At 64.7% G+C, this 20,091-nt stretch carries 19 protein-coding genes; 13 read left to right on the top strand and 6 right to left on the bottom strand.

The window, feature by feature from the left end; genetic code table 11:
• Positions 1-42: 42 nt before the first annotated feature.
• From CH291_RS11775 to CH291_RS11725, 11 genes are all read left to right on the top strand, one after another.
• Positions 43-1,242, top strand: coding sequence for a thiolase family protein (locus CH291_RS11775; RefSeq protein ID WP_094687556.1), 1,200 nt, complete (start codon positions 43-45; stop codon positions 1,240-1,242).
• Positions 1,239-1,961 carry an enoyl-CoA hydratase/isomerase family protein gene (locus tag CH291_RS11770; protein ID WP_094687555.1) on the top strand — a complete coding sequence of 241 codons (723 nt, stop codon included), beginning with the start codon at positions 1,239-1,241 and terminating at the stop codon, positions 1,959-1,961. The genes CH291_RS11775 and CH291_RS11770 overlap by 4 nt, the downstream gene beginning before the upstream one ends.
• The gene (locus CH291_RS11765) at positions 1,958-2,809 is read left to right on the top strand and encodes a 3-hydroxyacyl-CoA dehydrogenase family protein (RefSeq protein WP_094687554.1); all 852 of its coding nucleotides are present in this window, start codon (positions 1,958-1,960) and stop codon (positions 2,807-2,809) included. The genes CH291_RS11770 and CH291_RS11765 overlap by 4 nt, the downstream gene beginning before the upstream one ends.
• Positions 2,806-3,576, top strand: coding sequence for an enoyl-CoA hydratase/isomerase family protein (locus tag CH291_RS11760; protein WP_094687553.1), 771 nt, complete (start codon positions 2,806-2,808; stop codon positions 3,574-3,576). Before CH291_RS11765 ends, CH291_RS11760 begins: the two co-directional genes overlap by 4 nt.
• A 153-nt stretch (positions 3,577-3,729) precedes the next feature.
• A complete protein-coding gene (gene paaA / locus CH291_RS11755) occupies positions 3,730-4,677 on the top strand; it encodes a 1,2-phenylacetyl-CoA epoxidase subunit PaaA (protein WP_094638825.1) in 948 nt (315 codons plus the stop codon).
• On the top strand, positions 4,674-5,036 hold the full coding sequence (gene paaB / locus CH291_RS11750; protein WP_094638826.1) for a 1,2-phenylacetyl-CoA epoxidase subunit PaaB: 363 nt from the start codon (positions 4,674-4,676) through the stop codon (positions 5,034-5,036). Before paaA ends, paaB begins: the two co-directional genes overlap by 4 nt.
• Positions 5,037-5,064: 28 nt before the next feature.
• On the top strand, positions 5,065-5,982 hold the full coding sequence (gene paaC, locus CH291_RS11745; RefSeq protein ID WP_094687552.1) for a 1,2-phenylacetyl-CoA epoxidase subunit PaaC: 918 nt from the start codon (positions 5,065-5,067) through the stop codon (positions 5,980-5,982).
• A 5-nt stretch (positions 5,983-5,987) separates the two neighbouring features.
• Positions 5,988-6,485: a 1,2-phenylacetyl-CoA epoxidase subunit PaaD gene (paaD, locus tag CH291_RS11740; protein ID WP_094687551.1), complete on the top strand. Its 498-nt coding sequence runs from the start codon at positions 5,988-5,990 to the stop codon at positions 6,483-6,485.
• Positions 6,485-7,579: a 1,2-phenylacetyl-CoA epoxidase subunit PaaE gene (paaE, locus tag CH291_RS11735; protein ID WP_094687550.1), complete on the top strand. Its 1,095-nt coding sequence runs from the start codon at positions 6,485-6,487 to the stop codon at positions 7,577-7,579. The genes paaD and paaE overlap by 1 nt, the downstream gene beginning before the upstream one ends.
• 16 nt (positions 7,580-7,595) lie before the next feature.
• Entirely contained in the window at positions 7,596-8,903 is a 1,308-nt protein-coding gene (paaK, locus tag CH291_RS11730) for a phenylacetate--CoA ligase PaaK (RefSeq protein ID WP_094687549.1), read from the top strand.
• A gap of 1 nt (position 8,904) precedes the next feature.
• Positions 8,905-9,810 carry a helix-turn-helix domain-containing protein gene (locus CH291_RS11725; RefSeq protein ID WP_094638831.1) on the top strand — a complete coding sequence of 302 codons (906 nt, stop codon included), beginning with the start codon at positions 8,905-8,907 and terminating at the stop codon, positions 9,808-9,810.
• Between the two features lie 32 nt (positions 9,811-9,842).
• Here CH291_RS11725 and CH291_RS11720 read toward each other — a convergent pair whose 3' ends face one another.
• The 6 genes from CH291_RS11720 to styD all read right to left on the bottom strand — a co-directional run bounded on the left by CH291_RS11720 (position 9,843) and on the right by styD (position 17,745).
• Entirely contained in the window at positions 9,843-11,363 is a 1,521-nt protein-coding gene (locus tag CH291_RS11720; RefSeq protein ID WP_094687548.1) for a GMC family oxidoreductase, read from the bottom strand.
• 141 nt (positions 11,364-11,504) lie between these two features.
• Positions 11,505-11,987 carry a DUF5134 domain-containing protein gene (locus CH291_RS11715; RefSeq protein WP_094638833.1) on the bottom strand — a complete coding sequence of 161 codons (483 nt, stop codon included), beginning with the start codon at positions 11,985-11,987 and terminating at the stop codon, positions 11,505-11,507.
• Between the two features lie 5 nt (positions 11,988-11,992).
• Complete coding sequence (locus tag CH291_RS11710; RefSeq protein WP_094687547.1) at positions 11,993-13,411, bottom strand: APC family permease; 1,419 nt, start codon at positions 13,409-13,411, stop codon at positions 11,993-11,995.
• Complete coding sequence (locus CH291_RS11705) at positions 13,404-15,350, bottom strand: primary-amine oxidase (protein ID WP_094687546.1); 1,947 nt, start codon at positions 15,348-15,350, stop codon at positions 13,404-13,406. Before CH291_RS11705 ends, CH291_RS11710 begins: the two co-directional genes overlap by 8 nt.
• An 86-nt stretch (positions 15,351-15,436) precedes the next feature.
• Positions 15,437-16,006 carry a TetR/AcrR family transcriptional regulator gene (locus tag CH291_RS11700; protein WP_082323530.1) on the bottom strand — a complete coding sequence of 190 codons (570 nt, stop codon included), beginning with the start codon at positions 16,004-16,006 and terminating at the stop codon, positions 15,437-15,439.
• A 254-nt stretch (positions 16,007-16,260) separates the two neighbouring features.
• The gene (gene styD, locus CH291_RS11695; protein WP_094687727.1) at positions 16,261-17,745 is read right to left on the bottom strand and encodes a phenylacetaldehyde dehydrogenase StyD; all 1,485 of its coding nucleotides are present in this window, start codon (positions 17,743-17,745) and stop codon (positions 16,261-16,263) included.
• 290 nt (positions 17,746-18,035) lie between these two features.
• On the opposite strand from styD, the gene CH291_RS11690 reads away from it, so the two are divergent.
• Both CH291_RS11690 and CH291_RS11685 read left to right on the top strand, forming a co-directional pair.
• Positions 18,036-19,094 (top strand): carbon-nitrogen hydrolase family protein, encoded by a 1,059-nt coding sequence (locus CH291_RS11690; RefSeq protein WP_094687545.1) that lies wholly within the window; start codon positions 18,036-18,038, stop codon positions 19,092-19,094.
• Complete coding sequence (locus CH291_RS11685; protein ID WP_094687544.1) at positions 19,087-20,088, top strand: phenylacetaldoxime dehydratase family protein; 1,002 nt, start codon at positions 19,087-19,089, stop codon at positions 20,086-20,088. The genes CH291_RS11690 and CH291_RS11685 overlap by 8 nt, the downstream gene beginning before the upstream one ends.
• The last annotated feature ends 3 nt before the right edge of the window (positions 20,089-20,091 follow it).

Raw genomic sequence — 20,091 nt, 5'->3', positions numbered from 1 at the left:
ATGTTCGGTTATCAATGACGCAACCGTACGAAGGAGTTCGAAGTGGGCGAAGTATTTCTGGTGGCCGGCGCACGCACCCCGCACGGACGCTACGGCGGTGCGCTGTCGACCGTGCGCCCCGACGACCTGGCCGCGATCGTCGTCGCCGAGGCGGTCCGGCGCACGGGCGTTCCCGTCGACCGAATCGACGAGGTGATTCTCGGTGCGGCGAACCAGGCAGGCGAGGACAATCGCGATGTGGCCAGAATGGCAGTTCTGCTCGCAGGACTCCCCCACACCGTGCCGGGTTACACCGTCAACCGTCTGTGCGCGAGCGGACTGACCGCAGTCGCCAACGCCGCGAGCACCATTCGGAGCGGTGAGGCCGAGATCATCGTGGCCGGTGGCGTCGAGTCCATGACGCGCGCGCCCTGGGTCATGGCCAAGCCGGGAACCGCGTGGGCCAAGCCGGGCGAGATCTTCGATACCTCCCTCGGCTGGCGCTTCACCAATCCGACCTTCGCTTCCCACGACGCGGGGACCGACCCCAAGATCACCCTGTCGATGGGCGAAACCGCCGAGGAGGTCGCGCTCAGCGAGGGCATCACCCGCGAAGAGTCCGATGCCTTCGCATTCCGCAGTCAGCAGCGTGCCATCGCCGCCCAGGATGCCGGACGCTTCGCCGATGAGATCGTGCCCGTCACGACCAAGAACGGCGAGGTCACCGAGGACGAGACACCGCGACGCGGAACCACACTCGAGAAGCTCGGCACGCTGAAGACCGTGTTCCGCAAGAACGGCATCGTCACCGCCGGAACGTCCTCACCGTTCACCGACGGTGCGTCGGCGCTGGTGGTGGCCTCCGAGGAGGCCGTGAACAAGTACGGCCTCGAGGTACGGGGCCGCATCGTCACCAGTGCGAGCGCAGGCATCGCACCGCACATCATGGGACTCGGGCCGGTGCCGTCCACACAGAAGGCACTCGCTCGCGCCGGGTGGTCTGCCGACGATCTCGGTGCCGTCGAGCTCAACGAGGCCTTCGCGGCGCAGTCACTCGGCGTCATCCGCCAGTTGAAACTGAACGAGGACATCGTCAATGCCGACGGCGGGGCCATCGCCCTCGGCCACCCCTTAGGTTCCTCCGGTGCTCGAATCCTGTTGACGCTGTTGGGCCGCATGGAACGTGAGAAGGCGTCCCGCGGGCTCGCAACGCTGTGCGTCGGCGTCGGGCAAGGCGTGTCGATGTTGATCGAGGCACCGTGAACACACTTGTCGTGGAGGAGCTGACCGACCGGGTTGTCGTCACACTGAATCGCGAGAAGCAGCGCAACGCAATCGATTCCGAGATGATCGGCGAGTTGCACGAGGTGTGCGCGCTCGTGGAGCAGGATCCCAAGATCGTCATCCTGACGGGGCAGGGCGAGCATTTCGCCGGCGGTGCCGACATCAACCAGCTGCGCGCCCGCACCCGCGACGACGCATTGCGCGGCATCAACCGAAACCTGTTCGACCGCATCGCCGCACTACCCCTGCCGACGATCGCCGCAGTCCGGGGGTACGCCCTCGGCGGTGGAGCAGAACTGTCCTACGCCTGCGACATCCGTATCGCGTCGCCGACGGCGGTGTTCGGCAATCCCGAACCGGGACTGGGCATCATGGCTGCTGCCGGGGCCAGCTACCGGTTGCCGACTTTGGTGGGAGTGTCCGTCGCCAAGCAGGTACTCCTCGGTGGCCGCACGCTCGACGCCGAGGTGGCACTGCGCTCCGGACTGGTACTGGACGTCGTCGACGAGCCGTTGGCTGCGGCGCATTCCCTCGCGGATCGCATTGCCAAACAAGCACCGCTGGCACTGAAGCTGACCAAGAAAATTCTCGATGCGCCCGGTTCACACCCGTGGGCCGACGACATCGCGCAGGCTGTTCTGTTCGAGACCGAAGACAAACAACGCCGAATGACGGCATTTCTGGAGAAGAAGAAATGACAGCTCCATCAAAGGTGGCAGTGGTCGGTGGCGGCCGCATGGGTGCAGGTATCGCGCAGGTGTTCGCGGCCCTCGGTTCCACCGTCGTCATTGCCGAGGCCGTCGACCAAGAAGCAGCCCTCGGTCGAGTCTCGACCGGGTTGGATCGGGCGCACGAGCGCGGCAAACTCAGTGAGGATCCCGCTGCGATTCTCGCGCGGGTCTCCACCGTCGCCGGGCCCGCGGACCTACCCGCCGACCTCGACCTGGTGGTCGAAGCCGTGCCCGAGATTCCGGCGCTCAAGGTCGAGGTGTTGGCTCTGATAGACAAAGTCGCATCGGAAAATTCGGTCATCGCGTCGAACACGAGCTCTATCTCCATCGCCGAACTCGGCGCAGCACTGAGTGATCCGAGCCGCTTCATCGGGATGCACTTCTTCAACCCGGTTCCGGCGTCGACTCTCGTCGAGATCGTGCGCGCTCCCGCCACCTCCGCGGACGTGGTGCAGCGAGTACAGCAGTGGGTGTCGCTCCTGGGCAAGACCGAGGTGCTCGTCAACGACTCCCCCGGCTTCGCGACCTCGCGGCTCGGCGTCTGCCTCGGACTCGAGGCCATTCGGATGTTGGAGGAGGGCGTCGCCGACGCCGAATCCATCGACCGCGCCATGGAACTCGGCTACAAGCATCCGATGGGACCGTTGCGGTCGACCGATCTCGTCGGGTTGGACGTCCGGCTCGCCATCGCAGAACACCTGGCGTCGACCCTCGGCGACAGGTTCACTCCCCCGCAGTTGTTGCGAGACATGGTTGCTCGCGGCGACATCGGACGCAAGTCCGGTCGCGGCTTTCACGATTGGACGAACACATGACGGTACGGTTCGACATCACCGACGGCTTGGCGACCATCACCCTCGCGCGCTCCGAGGCACACAACGCCCTCGACGTCGCAACGAAGGTTGCGTTGGCGGAGGCCGTCCAGAACGCCGCTGCACCCGAGGTGCGCGCCGTGCTGATCACCGCAGAGGGGAAGAACTTCTGCGTCGGCCAGGATCTCGGCGAGCACGTCGCCGCACTCGAGGCCGATCCGGCCACGGCGATGGATACCGTCGGTGAGCACTACAACCCGGTGATTCGCGGACTGGCTGCGCTCGAGGTACCGATCGTCGTGGCCATCCCCGGTGCATGCGTCGGCGCAGGTCTCGGGATTGCCTTGGCCGGAGATATTCGGGTTGCGGGCACCAAGTCCTCATTCGCGACGGCCTTCACCGGAATCGGCCTGGCCAGCGACTCGGGGTTGAGCTACTCGTTGGTCGAGGCGCTGGGATCGAGCCGGGCCGCGGGTCTGATGCTGCTCGGTGACAGGGTCACCGCCGTGCAGGCCCTCGACTGGGGTCTGGTGCATCGCGTCGTCGAGGACGGGGACGTACTCGAGACCGCGAGCACGCTCGCCACCTCCCTCGCTGCAGGCCCCACCCAGGCCTACAAGCAGGTCAAGTCGCTGATCGCTCGATCCGGACTGTCCGACGCACTGGACCGCGAGGCGCAAGCGCAGACCGCTCTGGGCCAGACGCAGGACCACAAGGCCGCCGTCGACGCGTTCCTGGCGAAAAAAAGAGCCTCCTTCGTCGGCATGTGAGCGGGAGTGGAGCCTGCGGAACGACCCATGTGAACAGAAACTCGACCCCTGCTACGAGGTTTCGCGCACGTGCGGCGCAGCCGCTCTTGTGCCCGGGGTCACTTCGAGGCATACTGGTTACCAACCGATCATTCGGTAATGAAAGTAGGACTTATGACCACGTCAAACACCCTGTCCGCCGAAACGCTGCGGGACGGATTCGACGAGACCATTGCCCATGAGCAGCGCGTCGAGCCGCGAGACTGGATGCCCGACGGCTATCGCAAGTCACTCATTCGGCAGATCGCCCAGCACGCGCATTCCGAGATCATCGGAATGCAGCCGGAGGGCAATTGGCTCACCCGCGCGCCGTCGCTGCGCCGCAAAGCGATTCTGATGGCCAAGGTGCAGGACGAGGCCGGCCACGGCCTCTACCTCTACTCCGCCGCGGAGACGCTCGGAGCGGACCGCGCAGACCTGACGGTCAAGCTCATCGAGGGCAAGCAGAAGTACTCCTCGATCTTCAACTACCCCACCCTGACGTACGCCGACGTGGGCACCATCGGCTGGCTCGTCGACGGTGCGGCTATCTGCAATCAGGTTCCCCTGTGCCGCAGCAGCTTCGGTCCCTACGCACGCGCGATGATCCGCGTGTGCAAGGAAGAATCCTTCCACCAGCGCCAGGGCTACGAACTGCTGGCAACGATGATGCGCGGCACCGACGAGCAGCGGGCCATGGTTCAGGAGTCGGTGAATCGCTGGTGGTGGCCGGCACTGATGATGTTCGGTCCGCCGGACGACGAGTCTCCCAACACCGAGCAGTCGATGAAGTGGGGCATCAAGCGCCATACCAACGACGAACTACGCCAACGCTTCGTCGACATGTCGATCCCGCAGGCGAAGGCTCTGGGCGTCACATTCCCGGACCCGGATCTGAAGTGGAACGAAGAGCGTCAGTCGCACGATTTCGGCGAGCCCGATTGGTCCGAGTTCATGCAGGTAATCAAGGGCAACGGTGCCTCCAACGTCGAGCGCATCGCGAATCGTCGCGCAGCGCACGACGGCGGTGCCTGGGTCCGTGAGGCCGCAACCGCATTCGCAGCAAGGAACGCAGCATCATGAGCGAGTTCACCGCCGAGGGCGGCCACGGAGCAGTTCCCACCGACAACGTTCCGGTCGAGCCCAAAAGAGAAGCCGTCAAGGCTGATTGGCCGTTGTACGAGGTGTTCCTGCGCGGCAAGCGCGGCCTGAACCACGTGCATGTCGGATCACTCCACGCTGCCGACGACCACATGGCCCTGCGGCACGCTCGCGACGTCTACACCCGTCGCAACGAGGGCGTCAGCATCTGGGTGGTTCCGTCCAACTCGATCGTCGCGTCGTCCCCGTCGGAGAAGGATCCCTTCTTCGCACCGAGCGGCGACAAGGTGTATCGCCACCCGACGTTCTACGAGATCCCCGACAACGTCCCCCACATGTGAGACCCATTCTTCAAGAGGACAAGCACTCATGACTGATCACGACAGCGCCTACGAGGGCCTCGTCGACGAGGATTCACACGGGCAGTGGGCATTCGGAACGAGTTTCGACGACCCGCTCGCCGGAGTCGACACCACCGTCCCCGACGACGTCGACCTGAAAGCCCTTGCCGCATACTGCCTCATGCTCGGCGACGACGCGCTGATCAGCTCGCAGCGACTGGTGCAATGGAGCACCCGCGCACCGGAGCTCGAAGAGGAAGTGGCCCTGGCCAACGTCGGCCTCGATCTCCTCGGCCAGGCTCGGCTGCTGCTGGCCCGCGCCGCCAAAGCAGACCCGACGGTGGTGCCGTTCATTTCGGACACCTCCCCCGCACCGGCCGAGGATGCACTGTCGTTCTTCCGCGACGAGGCAGATTTCCGGTGCGTTCGACTCACCGAACTCGACAACGGCGACTTCGCGAAATCCCAGGTCCGCCTGCTGGTGTTCGCGACGTGGCGGCTCGCCGTCTTCACTCGTCTGCAGGAATCTCGCGATCCGGTTCTGGCCGCTGTCGCGAGCAAGGGCGTCAAAGAGCTGACCTACCATCGTGATTACGCCGCACGCTGGGTCGTGACGCTGGGTTGCGGAACCGATGAATCCAAGCAACGAGTGCGCGACGCCGTGACCAGAATCTGGCCGTATGTCTCCGAGCTGTTTCTCCCCACGGACGAGGAGATCGCCCTGGCCGAGGTCGGCGTCGCCGTCGACCCTCGGGATGTCCGCGAGGAGTTCGATTCCGTCCTCGCACAGGTCCTGCACGCCGCGGAGCTCGAGGCACCCGAAGGCAAGTCCGTCGGCACCATCGGCGGCCGCGGTGGTCGTCGCGGCGTTCACACCGAAGCATTCGGACCGCTGATCGCCGAGATGCAGGTCGTGGCGAGAGCGCATCCGGAGGGAGTCTGGTGACAACGATGGAACTCTCGGCACGCGAGATCGCGGCCACCGTCATGGACCCCGAGATGCCACTGCTCACGCTCGACGATCTCGGCGTCCTGCGCGACGTCGAGGTACGCGAGAACGGCAGTGTGCTCGTCACGATCACTCCGACGTATTCCGGATGCCCAGCCATGGCGACGATGCGCGACGACCTCGTGCACAAGCTCGAGGATCACGGTTACGCGGACGTCGAGATCGTCACCAGCCTCTCCCCCGCGTGGAGTACCGACTGGATCTCCGAGGAGGGCCTGCGCAAGCTACGCGAGACCGGTTACTCCACACCAGGACCGGCTCCCGCTCGCACATCCGGCCCGGTCCCGTTGACCCTCACCGTGAAGCCACGCCGAATCGACTGCCCTCAGTGCGGTTCCGCGAACACCCGTCTCACCTCCGAATTCGGTGCCACCCTGTGCAAGGCCCAGTATCGGTGCGACGACTGCCTCGAACCCTTCGACCACGTCAAGGAAATCTGATGACCGTCACCGCCGAGCCCGTACAGAAGACCCAGCGCAACAAGCCGTTTCACCCCCTGACCGTCGCCGATGTGGAATCACTGTGCGACGACGCAGTGGCCGTCACCTTCGACGTACCGGAGGATCTGCGCGAGGAATTCGACTTCAAGCCGGGTCAGTCGCTGATGCTCAGCCGCACGATCGACGGTGTGGAGCATCGTCGTTCGTACTCGATCTGTGCACCGGCGGGCTCGCGTCCACGCGTCGGCGTTCGCGAGGTCAGCGATGGCCTGTTCTCGTCCTGGCTCGTCCGCGAGGTCAAGGTCGGCGACCGCATCGACGTTCAGGGCCCGACCGGCAACTTTCACGCCGATCCCGCTGTGGCGGGCAGGCACGTTCTCATCGCGGCCGGATCCGGCATCACCCCGATGCTGTCGATCGCGGCCTCCGTGCTCGCCAACCCCGATGCCGAAGTGGTTCTGCTGTACGGCAATCGGCGCACACGCACGGTGATGTTCGCCGAGGAGATAGCCGACCTCAAAGACCAGTACGGCAGTCGATTCGACATCATTCATGTCCTGTCCCGCGAACCGCGTGAGGTCGAGTTGTTCAGCGGCAGGCTCGATGCCGAGCGCTTGCGCGAGATACTCGACACTGTCGTCGCCACACCGGACATCGATCATTTCTGGTTGTGTGGCCCGTTCGGAATGGTCAACGACGCACAGGACGTGCTGAAGGAACTCGGCGTCGCCAAGAGCAGCATTCACCACGAACTGTTCTACGTCGACGACGTACCGCCGCCGCAGGAGAAGCACCGCGAGCCCGGCGTCACCGGGCCCAGCAGCGAGGTCGCCATCATCCTCGACGGCCGTGAGGTGAAAGGCGCACTGCCTCAGGACGAGTCGATTCTCGACGCGGGCGAGCAGCTGCGCTCCGATCTTCCGTTCGCCTGCAAGGGCGGAGTGTGCGGCACGTGCCGCGCGAAGGTGACCTTCGGCGACGTCGACATGCGTCGCAACTATGCGCTCGAGGACAACGAGGTCGACGCCGGCTTCGTGCTCACCTGCCAAACCTTCCCCGTCAGCGACACCGTCACCGTCGACTTCGACGCCTGATCCCCCGGAGACTGCCATGACCAGCGTCTTGTCCACCCCCACCGACACCCCCGACATCGAGTTCGCTTCTCGCGACCGGATATCCGCTCTCCAGTTGGAGCGTCTGCGGTGGTCGCTGCAGCATGCCTACGACAACGTGGTGCACTACAAGAAGGCATTCGACGATGCCGGAGTGCATCCCAGCGATCTGAAGGACCTGAGCGATCTGGCGAAGTTCCCCTTCACGTCCAAGCAGGACCTGCGGGCCAACTACCCGTTCGGCATGTTCGCCGTGCCGCAGAACCAGGTCTCGCGCATTCACGCGTCCTCGGGCACCACCGGTCGTCCGACCGTCGTCGGCTACACCGCCAAGGACATCGACAACTGGGCCGATCTCATCGCCCGTAGTCTCCGCGCAGGTGGGGTCAAGCCGTCGGACAAGGTGCACGTGGCCTACGGGTACGGACTGTTCACCGGCGGGCTCGGCGCGCATTACGGCGCAGAACGACTCGGCTGCACGGTCATTCCGATGTCCGGTGGCATGACCGATCGTCAGATCCAACTGATCCAGGACTTCGAGCCCGACGCCATCCTGGTCACCCCGTCCTACATGCTGACGATCGTCGACGCCATGGTGAAGAAGGGGATCGATCCCGCGAAGATGTCGCTGAAGACCGGAGTGTTCGGTGCCGAGCCGTGGACCGAGGAGATGCGCACCGAAATCGAGAACACTCTGGCGATGGATGCCGTCGACATCTACGGCCTGTCCGAGGTGATGGGACCGGGTGTGGCGATGGAATGCGTCGAAACCAAGGACGGACTACACATCTGGGAGGATCATTTCTACCCGGAGATCATCGATCCGGTGACCGGCGAAGTTCTGCCCGACGGCGAGGAGGGTGAATTGGTGTTCACTTCCCTGTCCAAGGAAGCGATGCCGATCGTGCGGTATCGCACCCGGGATCTGACGCGTCTGCTGCCCGGCACGGCCCGCACGATGCGTCGGATGCAGAAGGTCACCGGCCGGACCGACGACATGATCATCCTGCGCGGCGTCAATCTCTTCCCGACGCAGATCGAGGAGCTCATCCTGGGTGTCCCCGCGCTCGCACCTCAGTTCCAGTGCGTACTCGATCGTGCAGGCCGAATGGATTCCCTGACGGTGCGGGTCGAGGCCAGGCCCGATGTGCCGTCCGATCAGTACGCCGGCCTTGGCGTGACGCTGCAGAAGCTGGTCAAGAATCGGATCGGTGTGACGGTGAACGTCGACGTACTGCCGCAGGCGGCGTTGGAGCGTTCGATCGGTAAGGCCCGCAGGCTGATCGACAACCGCCCGGCCGTATGACATGAGCCCGGTGGCACAGGATTTCGAGCAATGGCGCGAGAACGTCTCGACGGCGTTCGTGCCGCTGGACGCTGTGTCCACCGGGCAGTCTCCGTTCCAGGGCACCCTGGTGTCGTCGACGTTGGGATCGCTGCAACTGAGCGAGGTGGCGGGGCGCGAGGTGGACGTGCGGCGCACCCGCGCCACCATCAAGCGCGCCGATCCCGGCCTGATCAAGGTCGGACTGCAATTGACCGGCCGCGGCACGCTGGTTCAGAACGACCGCGAGGCCGTGCTGGAGCCGGGCGACTTCGCGGTGTACGACACCAGTGCCCCGTACGATCTTCATTTCGTCGGAGACTTCGAGATGTTCGTGGTGATGTTCCCCCGCGACGCGCTCCGCATCGATTCCCGTGAGTTGACGACTGTTGCCGCGCGTCGCATCGAGGGCGATCACGGCGTCGGCGCGTTGGTTTCGCCGTTTCTGTTCAATCTGCGCCGCAACGCCGCAGACGGAACACTGCCGGCGACGCCGATGCTGGAGAACGCGGTGCTCGACCTTCTCTGTGCTGCTCTCGACGACGCGGCTCCCCATGATGCGCCGGGTTCCACGCTCCTGATCGAGGCCAAGAGCCTCGTCGAGTCGCATCTGTCCGATCCCACACTGTCCACGGCGTCGATCGCTGCGCGACTCCATATTTCGACGCGCTACTTGCAGAAGTTGTTCGAGTCCGACGGCCGTACCGTGGCCGGCTGGATCAGATCCAGGCGACTCGAACGATGCCACCGCGAACTACGCGACCCCCGCTTCGCGGCAGACAGCATCGGAACCATCTGCGCGCGAAACGGTTTGATCGATTCCTCGAACTTCTCGAAACTGTTCAAGGAGACGTACGGCATGTCGCCGCGCGAGTATCGCGCCGGGTGAGGGCGTACCCGCCGCCCTCACCCGACCACGAATCACGCCCCGAGAATCAGATCCGAGGCCCGCTCGCCCACCATGATGGTCGGCGCGTTGGTGTTGCCCGACGGCACCGTCGGCATGATCGACGCATCCGCGACCCGTAGGCCGTCGACACCTCGCACTCGAAGATCAGCTCCCACAACCGCATTCGCGTCCGAATCGGCACCCATCTTGCAGGTCCCCACCTGATGGTGATACGTGCCGGCGGTCTGGCGAACGTAGGCTCGCAGGTCGTCGCGGGTACGCGCACTCGGTCCCGGAACCACCTCGGCCTTGCGCCACGGCGCGAACGCGTCGGAGGCACCGATCTCGCGGCAGATCTCCACCGCGTCGACCATCGCTTCGAGGTCGTACGGATCGGCCAGGATGTTCGGATCCGCCAGCGGTAGTTCGCTCGGGTCCGAGGACGCCAACCGGAGGGTGCCGCGCGAGCGCGGTGCGACGATGCCGGGTGCGATGGTGTAGCCGTTCTCGGGCACCGGGTATCCGTCGGCGGGATAGGGAATGTGCATGAACAACGGCTGCAGATCCGGTGCAGCGCCTTCCCATCCGGCACTGCGGGCGTACAACTGCGCCTCGAGCAGGTTGTTGGTACCGGCCGCGAGCGGCTCGAGTGCCTCGTAGATGTTGCTCAGTAGCAGATGGTCGTGCAGGTTCTCGCCGACGCCGGGCAGGTCCACCACCGTGTCGATACCGTGTGCACCTAGATGATCGGAGGGGCCGATTCCACTGAGCATCAACGTTTTCGGTGAGCCGAGGGCTCCACCGCACAGGATCACCTCGTGGTCGGCGAACGCACGCTGTACTTCGGAGCCGCCGCGACTGAACTCGATTCCCACCGCTCGTCCGTTCTCGAGCGCCACCTTGTGGACGAGCGCACCGGTGGTGACGGTGAGATCGGGATTGTTCAGCACCGGCCCGACGAAACTCTTCCACGCGCTCATCCGCTCACCGTCACGGGTGGTGGTGTGGTTGTAGCCCGCGCCGACCATCTCGTCGGCGTTGAAGTCGTCGATGAGCTTGTGGCCGTGCTCGACGGCCGCGTCGACGAAGGCAGCCGCCAGTGGATGCGGGGTGCCCATGATCGACACCGGCAGTGGCCCGTCGCCGCCGTGGAACTCGTTGGCCCCGAGCTCGTGTGACTCCGAGCGCTTGAACAGGGGCAGTACGTTCTCCCACGACCACCCGGCATCGCCTGTCGCGGACGCCCACCCGTCGTAGTCGCTGGAATGCCCTCGGACGTAGATCATTCCGTTGAGGGACGAGCTGCCGCCGAGTACGCGTCCACGCGGCCAGAAGATCCGCCGATCGTTGGCGTGCTTCTGCGGGGTGGTGAACAGTCCCCAGTCCTGCGGTCCGCCGAGCAGTGTCGGCCAGCCCTGGGGTGAGTGGATCGCCGGGTCGGTATCCACCGGTCCGGCTTCGATCACGTGCACGGTATGCCCGGCATCGAGCAAGCGCCGGGCGATGACGCTTCCTGCTGATCCTGCTCCCACTACGATGTAATCCGTCGACATGCGCTGCCTCTTTCTGTTGTGACCGTCGACACAACAGTGGCCGAATCCGCGAACGCAAACATGTCGCTGAGCGCACACATTCTGGGTCAGATGCGCACCGGGAGCGGAGCCGGCAGGAGCGACCACGTGGGGGAGTCTCCGTCAGAGGATCATCGGTGCCATTCCGAGGATCATCAGTGCGGAACCTGCCGTCACTCGTCGTCCGGGCGGGTTGGTGCGCAACAGGTGGATCGTCACGGCCATCCACCCCACCAGGAGCAGCGCGGCGATGATCCTCGGATCGGCCTCGACTCCGTGCCGGTGCCGCGTCGTCGCCTGCGATTCCGCGTGGGAGTGCATGGGCGGCAGCATCATCAGCAGCACGGCCATGCACGTCAGGTCCACCGCGCATGGAATAGATCGGGTTCTGTTCGGCACGTCTGCGGTGACGTGTACGGCAACCGCGACGAGAGCGAGTATCGATATCAGCGCCATGGATGGGTCGGTACCGAAGGCCACCATGGCTGCCATGACGGTGCCCATACAGAGGTGAGCCCACCGCACCCGCCCCGTGTGCTTGCCACGTCCGAGCAGCGGAAGAACAGCACCCACTGCACCGAGCGCCATCAGCACCGTCATGACCATCGGTGTCAGACCTCCGTCGTCTCGAGAGTTCGACTCCGAGTCGCTCGTGCCGTCATTGTTCCTCCCACGAAGAATGCCACGACGACGATCAACAGAAGGGCGGCGAGCACTCCCGAACCACCGATCAGCAGCGTGAAGTTGTCCAGCACGAGACCCAGAATCGCCACCAGCCCCACGGTTCCGAGTGCCGGGGCGACGACGGTGTGCCAGGTGCGCGCATCCACGGTCGATCGACGGAAGAACGCGATGATGGCGCCGCCGGTGAGGATCATCAGAACCAGGATGCTGACTGTAGCCAGTCCTGACATCCAGGTGAACAGTTGCAGCACCGGGTCTGCGCCTGCCACCGCGAATACCGCGAGAACCACCGCGGCCGAGCCGGTCTGGAACAGTGACCCCATGTGCGGGGAGCCGTGCCGAGAGTGGGTGCGCGCCAACAACGAGGGGGCGACGCCCTTCCGTGCCAGTGCGAAGACGTACCGCCCGATTGCGTTGTGGAACGCCAGCAGAGCGGCGAAGAGACTGGTGACCAACATGATTTCCATGATGTCCGCCGACATCGGGCCCAGATACTGGGCGGCAGCGGCGAAGGTCAATCCCGCCGTGTCGTCGGCAGCGGCCTGCGCGACGGACGCGCTGCCGAAGGCGAGCACGACGGCCCAACTCGACACCGCGTACACCAGTCCGATGGTGACGACAGCGGCGTAAGTCGCGATCGGAACGGTACGCGTTGGGTTACGCGCTTCCTCGCCGTAGATCGCGGTGGCCTCGAAGCCGATGAACGACGCGATGGCGAACATCAGGGCGATTCCCGGCGATCCACTGAAGAAGGCCGAGGGAGTGAACGATTCGACGTCGATGCCCGCGGCACCACCCTTGGCGAACACCGCGACCGACAGGATCACGATGATGCCGATCTCGAGCACCAGCAGCACCCCGAGCACCTTGGCACCGAGATCGATGCTGCGGTAGCCGAGCAGCGCCACGATCGCGACGAGACCGAGCGCCCACAACCACCACGGCAGGTCGGGTCCGCCGTACTTCACGACCAGGCTGTCGACGGTCGATGCGGCGAGGCCGTAGATGCCCGCCTGAATGGCGGTGTACGTCAGCAGCGCCAGACCCGCGGCACCGAGGCCCATGGTTCTCCCGAGCCCCTTCTCCACGTAGGCGTAGAACGCACCGGTGTCCACCATGTGTCGGCTCATGGCCGCGTACCCGACGCTGAAGATCAGCAGGACGACAGCCGCGACGATGTAGGCGAGCGGAGCGCCCGCTCCGTTACCTGTCGCGATCATGACCGGCAGGGCCCCACCGATGGCGGTCAGCGGCGCTGCAGCGGCGATGACCAGGAACACGATTCCGACGACGCCGATGGAACCGCGGAGCGCACCGGCCGTCGAATTCGATTGGCTATCAGACATTCTGTTCCCCGCCCGCGCAGCTCGAGACGGCACAGTGCGCAGAGGTCGTTCTGGGCACATCGAGGGTGGGGTTGCGATCGAAGAATCCCGCGGGCTTCAGTTTGAAGCCGGTGTAGTCCACCGGCATGATCGGCCAGTCCTCGGGTCTCGGGAAGTGGGTGAGCCCGAAGGTGTGCCACAGCACGATGTCCTCGTCGACGAGGCTACGGTTCGACGCCACGAACGCCGGCAGACCCGCTCCCCCATGATGCTGGTTGACGAAATCGCCTGCGGCATAACGTTCGCTTCGGTCGAACTGCGTCACCCAGAGATGCTTGGTGGCGAACGTGGCACGTCGCGCGATCGACGAGTTGTCGTCGGCCAGCAGCAATGGCTGGCCTTCGGGGTGCAGCGTGTATCCGACGGGCTTTCCGAGCCGGCTCAGCGAGGTCGGATTGGTGACGTGCCAGACGCGGCCCACCGTGCCGTCGGCGATACGTTGCGCCTCGGCTTCCGTGGCCAGTGGGGTGTGTTGCAGAGCAAAGGCGTTGCCGTGCAGGTTGTCCGGTCCCATCGGTACCCGGCGGGTCTCGATCTCCTCGACGGAGTTGCCGATACCGTCGACCATCATGTCGAGTCGCGCACTGAACAGATGCTGGTGGCACGGCGCTCCGAGTCCCGGGGCGATCTCTGTTGCGTAAGGGTAGTCACCACCGGGATGCCCGGACGTGAAGACGATTCCGGTTGCTTTGACCTCGAATTCGATGGTGCCGTCGAGGTAGAGGTACCAGAAGAATCCGTAGTCGTAGTTGCCGATGGTGGTGAAGAAGGAAATCACGAGTCGGCGCTGGCGGCGGGTCTCCTGCGAGCCCGACCACAGATCGGTGTGCTTCCACAGCACCCCGAAATCCTCCTCGTGCATGCACACGGCATTCGTCAGCGTTTTCGGATTGCCGAATTCGTCGGCGATCACGGCGTCGAAGTACGTGATATCGCCGACGCAGTCGCACCCGAGTTCGAGTGAGTTCGCGTACCGTCCCACCAGGTACTCACCGGTGTCGAAGTAGTTCTGCCACGACCGTACCGGGGAGGGATCACCATAGGGCACAACCATTTCAGCGATCGATGCACGGTGGATGATCGGACGCACGGCACCCCCGTCCTCGAAGCCGATCTGGTGCAGCACAAGACCTTCACGCACATCGAAGCCGACTCTGAACGACCACTTCTCCCAGTCGACGCGATTGCCTCGAACCGTGAAGCTCGGGCCGTCGGGTTGGGTGATCTCGATGGGCTTCTGCGTGCTGCGGAGCGGGCCGGTGACGGACAGATCGTCGAAGTTTCCCGACTCCTCCGGAATGGGAACCACACCCAGGTCGACGACCTTGTCCACCGTCCGATTCATCACGTCCACGAAGGCGACCAGGCCGTCGATGGGATGCGCCCACGCGTGATCGGCGGGGTAGTCCTGCCGAAAAGCCAAGCCGCGCAGTATGCGTCGACCATGCTCGCCCGGGTAGTCGAATACGCCTGCCGACAGGGGTGCCACTCGAACGTGTGCCACGTCCAGTCCGCGCGCGGCCAACGCGGCAAGCCAGTCCGGGTCGGTGGAGAGCACACTCTCGACGAGCTCGAATTCCTCGTCGAGCACCGGCATCTGGCCGTCGCGGATCGCGTCGAGCCGGATGGAGCCGATCACCTGACGCTCGTCGAGGGAGACGAGAAGGTCGACGGCATCGGGTGTCGAGATGTCGTGCAACAGCACCCGAAAGGTGCGTCGGGTGGACGGTTCGGCGACGTACAACTCGGCCTTGTCCGGTTCGTCCAGTCCGACGTAGACGAACCGCGTTGCAGCGGTGACGAATCCGGCGGCGTCGACGATGTCTCGAACCTGTGCGATCTCGTCTCCGGTGGGCAACGACAAGGCGTGGTCGATTGCGTGGGGCGTGAGGGTTGGCATGGATGTTCCTCGAGGTCGGGTGTTGGTTCTACATACGTTGAATAACGAAGGCATGCGGGACCGTGAGTCGCCCGCACACAGGGTGGTTACAGCTGAGCTATGAACCGGTCGAGCATCTCGAACTGCCGGCCGGCAGTGGTGTCATCGGGGGTGAGCACGCCCAGAATCTGCATACCCATCATCATGTTGAGCAGCATTTCGACAGCGAGATCGACATCGAAGTCGCCGGCGTCGCCTTCTGCGCGAGCCTGCTCGAGAAACTCCGCCATCCGCGCCCGCCACGACACCAGGGATCGATGGTTCGTGTCGTCCATGTGCTCGTCGTACATCGCGCGCTGCCAGAGCGAGACTGCAATTCTCGCCTCGAGCAGAGTCTCTTCGGTCGTCGGCATCACTTCTCGACAGAAGATGCGGAGGGCTTCGAATCCCGTTGCGTCGCCGAGAGCTTCGTCGATACGGCGGTTCGTTGCCTCGAAGACGTGCTCGAATGCGGTGCGGAGTATCTCGTCCTTGCCCGCGAAGTAGTGGCTCAGCGCGCCGTTCGTGTATCCCGCCTCGGTCGCGATGTCCCGCATGTTCGCGGCATCGATCCCCTTGGCAGCGATCAAACGCCAGGTTGCCGCGGTGATCGCGCGGCGGCGTTCGTCGTGATCCACGAGCTTCGGCACAGCCCTACGGTAGCGGCTCCCTGCTGGGACCTAGGGTTCGGGCATCGTCATCATCGCCTTCCGATCCGTTCGGACGTTGTTCTACGTCCGTTGAACTAAATCTTGCGACCTGCTCGTTACGAATCGCGTGTCCTTCCGTAAACACCGCGTTACCCCAGGTGAGCGGAAACTCGACCCCTGCTACGAAGTTCCGCTCACCTGGGTCGTTCCGCAGGCTCCACTCCCGCTCACCTGCGTCAGCTCTACAGAACGATCGTGACGACTTTTTCCTCGGTGTTGGCCTCGATACCGGCCCATCCGAGTTCACGGCCCGTGCCACTGGATTTCATGCCACCCCAGGGGAGGGCGGGATCGATTGCGGCCCAACCGTTCACCCACACCGCTCCGGAACGAACCTGCGCAGCAAGGGTGTGCGCCCTCGACACGTCTCGGGTCCAGATGCTCGCGGCCAGTCCGTACACCGTGCCGTTGGCGATGGCGATGGCCTCGTCGGCGGTGTCGAACGGAATCACCGTGCCGACGGGACCGAAAATCTCCTCCTGCGCGATCTTCATGTCGTTGTCGGCGTCGGTGAAGATCGTCGGCTCGACGAAATACCCTGCGCCGTCGGGCCGTCCGCCACCCGCCGCCACTCGTGCTCCGCCGTCGCGTCCGGCCTGGATGTACCCCAGCACGCTGTCGCGCTGCTTCGCGTTGACCAGCGCGCCCATCGTCGTCGACGGATCGAACGGGTCACCCAGGACCTGAGCCGACGCCGCAGCGGCCAGACCGTCGACCACCTGCGAGTACAGCGAGCGATGCACCAGGACCCGCGTACCGGCCGCACACACCTGGCCCTGGTTGAAGAACAATCCCATCGCGGTTCCGTTGATCGCCGCCTCGAGATCCGCGTCCTCGAGAATGATCTGCGGGGACTTGCCGCCGAGTTCGAGCGTGGTCCGCTTGAACGTATCGGCAGCTTTCTTGGCGATGAGCTTGCCGACCCGAGGGCTGCCGGTGAAGCTGATCTTGTCGACGTCCGGATGCCCGACCAACGCGTCGCCTGTCACTTCTCCAAGCCCTGGAACAACATTGACCACTCCGGCAGGCACGCCCGCCTCGTCGATCAGACGAGCCAGATGCAGGATCGACAGCGGCGCATCCTCCGGCGGCTTGATCACCGCGGTGTTTCCGGCGGCCAACGCGGGCGCGAGCTTCCACGCGGCGATCATCAACGGGGTGTTCCAGGGAACGATCATGCCGATGACGCCCACCGGCTCACGGACGGTGTACGAGTGCGTCGGCTGCCCGAAGTAGCCTGCAGTGGGGATGGAGCTGCCGGTGATCTTATCGGCCCAGCCGGCGAAGTGCCGGAACGTGGCTGCGGCATTGGGGATGTCGAGCATGGCCGGTTGACCCACGGGCTTGCCCACGTCGAGAGCCTCGAGCCGTGCCAGCAGGTCCCCGTCACGTTCGATGAGATCGGCAATCCGGTTGAGCAGCTTCCCGCGCACTGCTCCGGGCGTCGCGCCCCATTCACCACCGAGCTGGGCACGGGCGGCACGCACTGCTGCATCGACGTCCGACGCGGTGGCCGCCGCAACCTCGGCCAGCGGCTGTTCCGTCGTGGGGTTGATGTCGGTGAACGTGCCTCCGTCGGAAGCGCCGTGCCACTGCCCCGCGATGTAGAGCTCGGTGGCGGTGTCGGTCGGCAACGACGGTGCGGCCGATTCCTGGACTGCAGTCATGTGTGTTGGCTCCTTCTCGGGTGCCGTCGCGGCACCTGTGGCGTGTCCGGTCCAGACTGCGCCCGGACAGGCGAGAAGGTCTTGTGTGATCGCGCACACATTGTGCGGTAGATGCGCACCGCCGATCGACCTCCGCGCGTGACGATCGTGTGTCGACACACCGGGCCCCGGTTACCGCCGTGTTTCACCGCCCGGGCATGCGACGGAGAGTCAAATATCTCGACACTTCGAGGCCATCCATCGGCCTCTCAGCAGGCAAAACTGGTGCCCTCCCACACGAAAGGCCCGCAATGACACACCACCAGTTTCGCGCCGCGGCAGTCCAGGCCGCGCCGGTATTTCTCGATCTCGACGCGTCGATCGACAAGGCGATCGGCCTGATCGAGGACGCGGCCCGCGCCGGAGCCGAACTCATCGCATTTCCCGAGACCTACCTGCCCGGCTACCCCTGGTACATCTGGCTCGACGCACCGGCGTGGGGATTCCAGTTCACGCAGCGCTACTTCGACAACTCGCTGGAGTACGGAACACCTCAGGCGGCTCGAATTGCGCAGGCCGCCAAGGACAATCACATCATGGTCGTGATGGGCCTGAGCGAGCGATACAAGGCAAGCCTCTACATCGCCCAGTGGATCATCGACGCCGAAGGCAAGACCGTCGCGATGCGCCGCAAGCTCAAGCCGACGCACGTCGAACGCACCGTGTACGGCGAAGGTGACGGCTCCGACCTGTCGGTATACGACACCGACCTCGGACGCGTCGGCGCACTGTGCTGCTGGGAGCACCTGCAACCGTTGTCGAAGTACGCGATGTACGCCCAGAACGAGCAGGTGCACATCGGTGCCTGGCCCAGCTTCTCGCTCTACACCGGCGCGGCCTATGCCCTCGGGCCGGAGGTCAACACCGCCGCCAGCCGCATTTACGCCGTCGAAGGCGGCTGCTTCGTCATCAGTCCCTGCGCGACCGTCTCCCCCGAGATGATCGACATCATGTGCACCGACGACGCCAAGCGCGCGATGCTCACCGCAGGCGGCGGTCATGCCCGCATCTTCGCGCCCGACGGCCAACTGATGCACGAGCCGCTCGCACCCGACGCGGAAGGCATCGTCTACGCCGACATCGACACCAGCCTCATTTCGATCGCCAAGGCTGCCGCCGACCCGGCCGGCCACTACTCCCGCCCAGACGTGACACGGTTGTGGCTCGACAAGACGCCCGGCGACCGCGTCGTGTCGGGAGCGCAGCCCGTCGCGAACGCGCGGTACGACTTCACCGAGGACGTCGCGGCCGAGCTACGTCTGGAGATCACCGAACAGCTCGCTCGCGACGAGGACGCCGCCCGTGTCTGAACTCGAATCCGCGATCCCCGATCATCTCGTCGTTCCCCGGTCGTGTCCGCGTCGCACACCCGAGGGCTACCAGCCACCCTTTCCGTCCTACGTTGCCCGCTTTCCGGTATCCACCGAACGAGTAGTGATGGGCTACTTCGGAATACAGGGCCTGCCCGACGCCTCCCCGTGGGGTGACGAGGGTCCGTCCCGAACGGACCGGGCCCGCTACACCGACGAGGAGGGTATCGACACGACGGTGTTCATCGGCTACTGGGACGACGTCGCGGTGTTCGATCGCTGGTTCGATTCCGTCGGTCAGCACTGGACGAGCGTCAGAGGCCGTTTCGTCGAAATCATCAGACCGACCGTCGACCGCTACGAGACGCTCTTCTCCTCCACCGGCCGCATGGAAGGTGTTGCCACTCTGACGGATTCACTCAGTGGAACCATCGAAGAGCATGCCTACTGGGGCGGGGTCCGGGATCGAATCCCGTTGTCGCAGAGCGACTCACTTGCGCCCAGCGGGGAGCCTCAGGTCGTACGCGACGGCGACAGAGTCACAATTGTGCCGCAGGAGAACCTCTGCCTCATCCGATCCGGGCAGGATTGGGCCGATACGGCCGGGTCCGAACGAGAGATGTACCTGCGGGACGTCGAACCGGTGTTGCGCGCCGGCATGGACTTCCTCCGCGACGACGGACTGGCCATCGGTTGCTTCGCCAACCGATACATGACGGTGGTCGACGACAACGGCGTCGATACCGACAAGTCCTTCGGCATGAGTTGGTGGCGCAGTCTGAGCGACCTCGAAGCATGGGCCGAGTCGCATCCGACGCATGTCGCCATCTTCGGTGCCGCGCTGAAGTATCTGTCGACGATGGGGCCCGCGGCCTCCCTGAGGCTCTATCACGAGGTGACCGTCGCGGCGGCGGACGAACAGTACTTCGAATATTTCGGCTGCCACGACCGCACGGGTCTACTGCGTACCGCTGCGGAGCGTTCTACCCTGTGAGAA

Source organism: Rhodococcus sp. 14-1411-2a (assembly GCF_002259485.1).
In the GTDB taxonomy this organism is placed as follows: Bacteria; Actinomycetota; Actinomycetes; order Mycobacteriales; family Mycobacteriaceae; genus Rhodococcoides.
The sequence above is the reverse complement of the archived record's forward strand: the minus strand, read 5'-3'. Positions and strand labels throughout refer to the sequence as shown.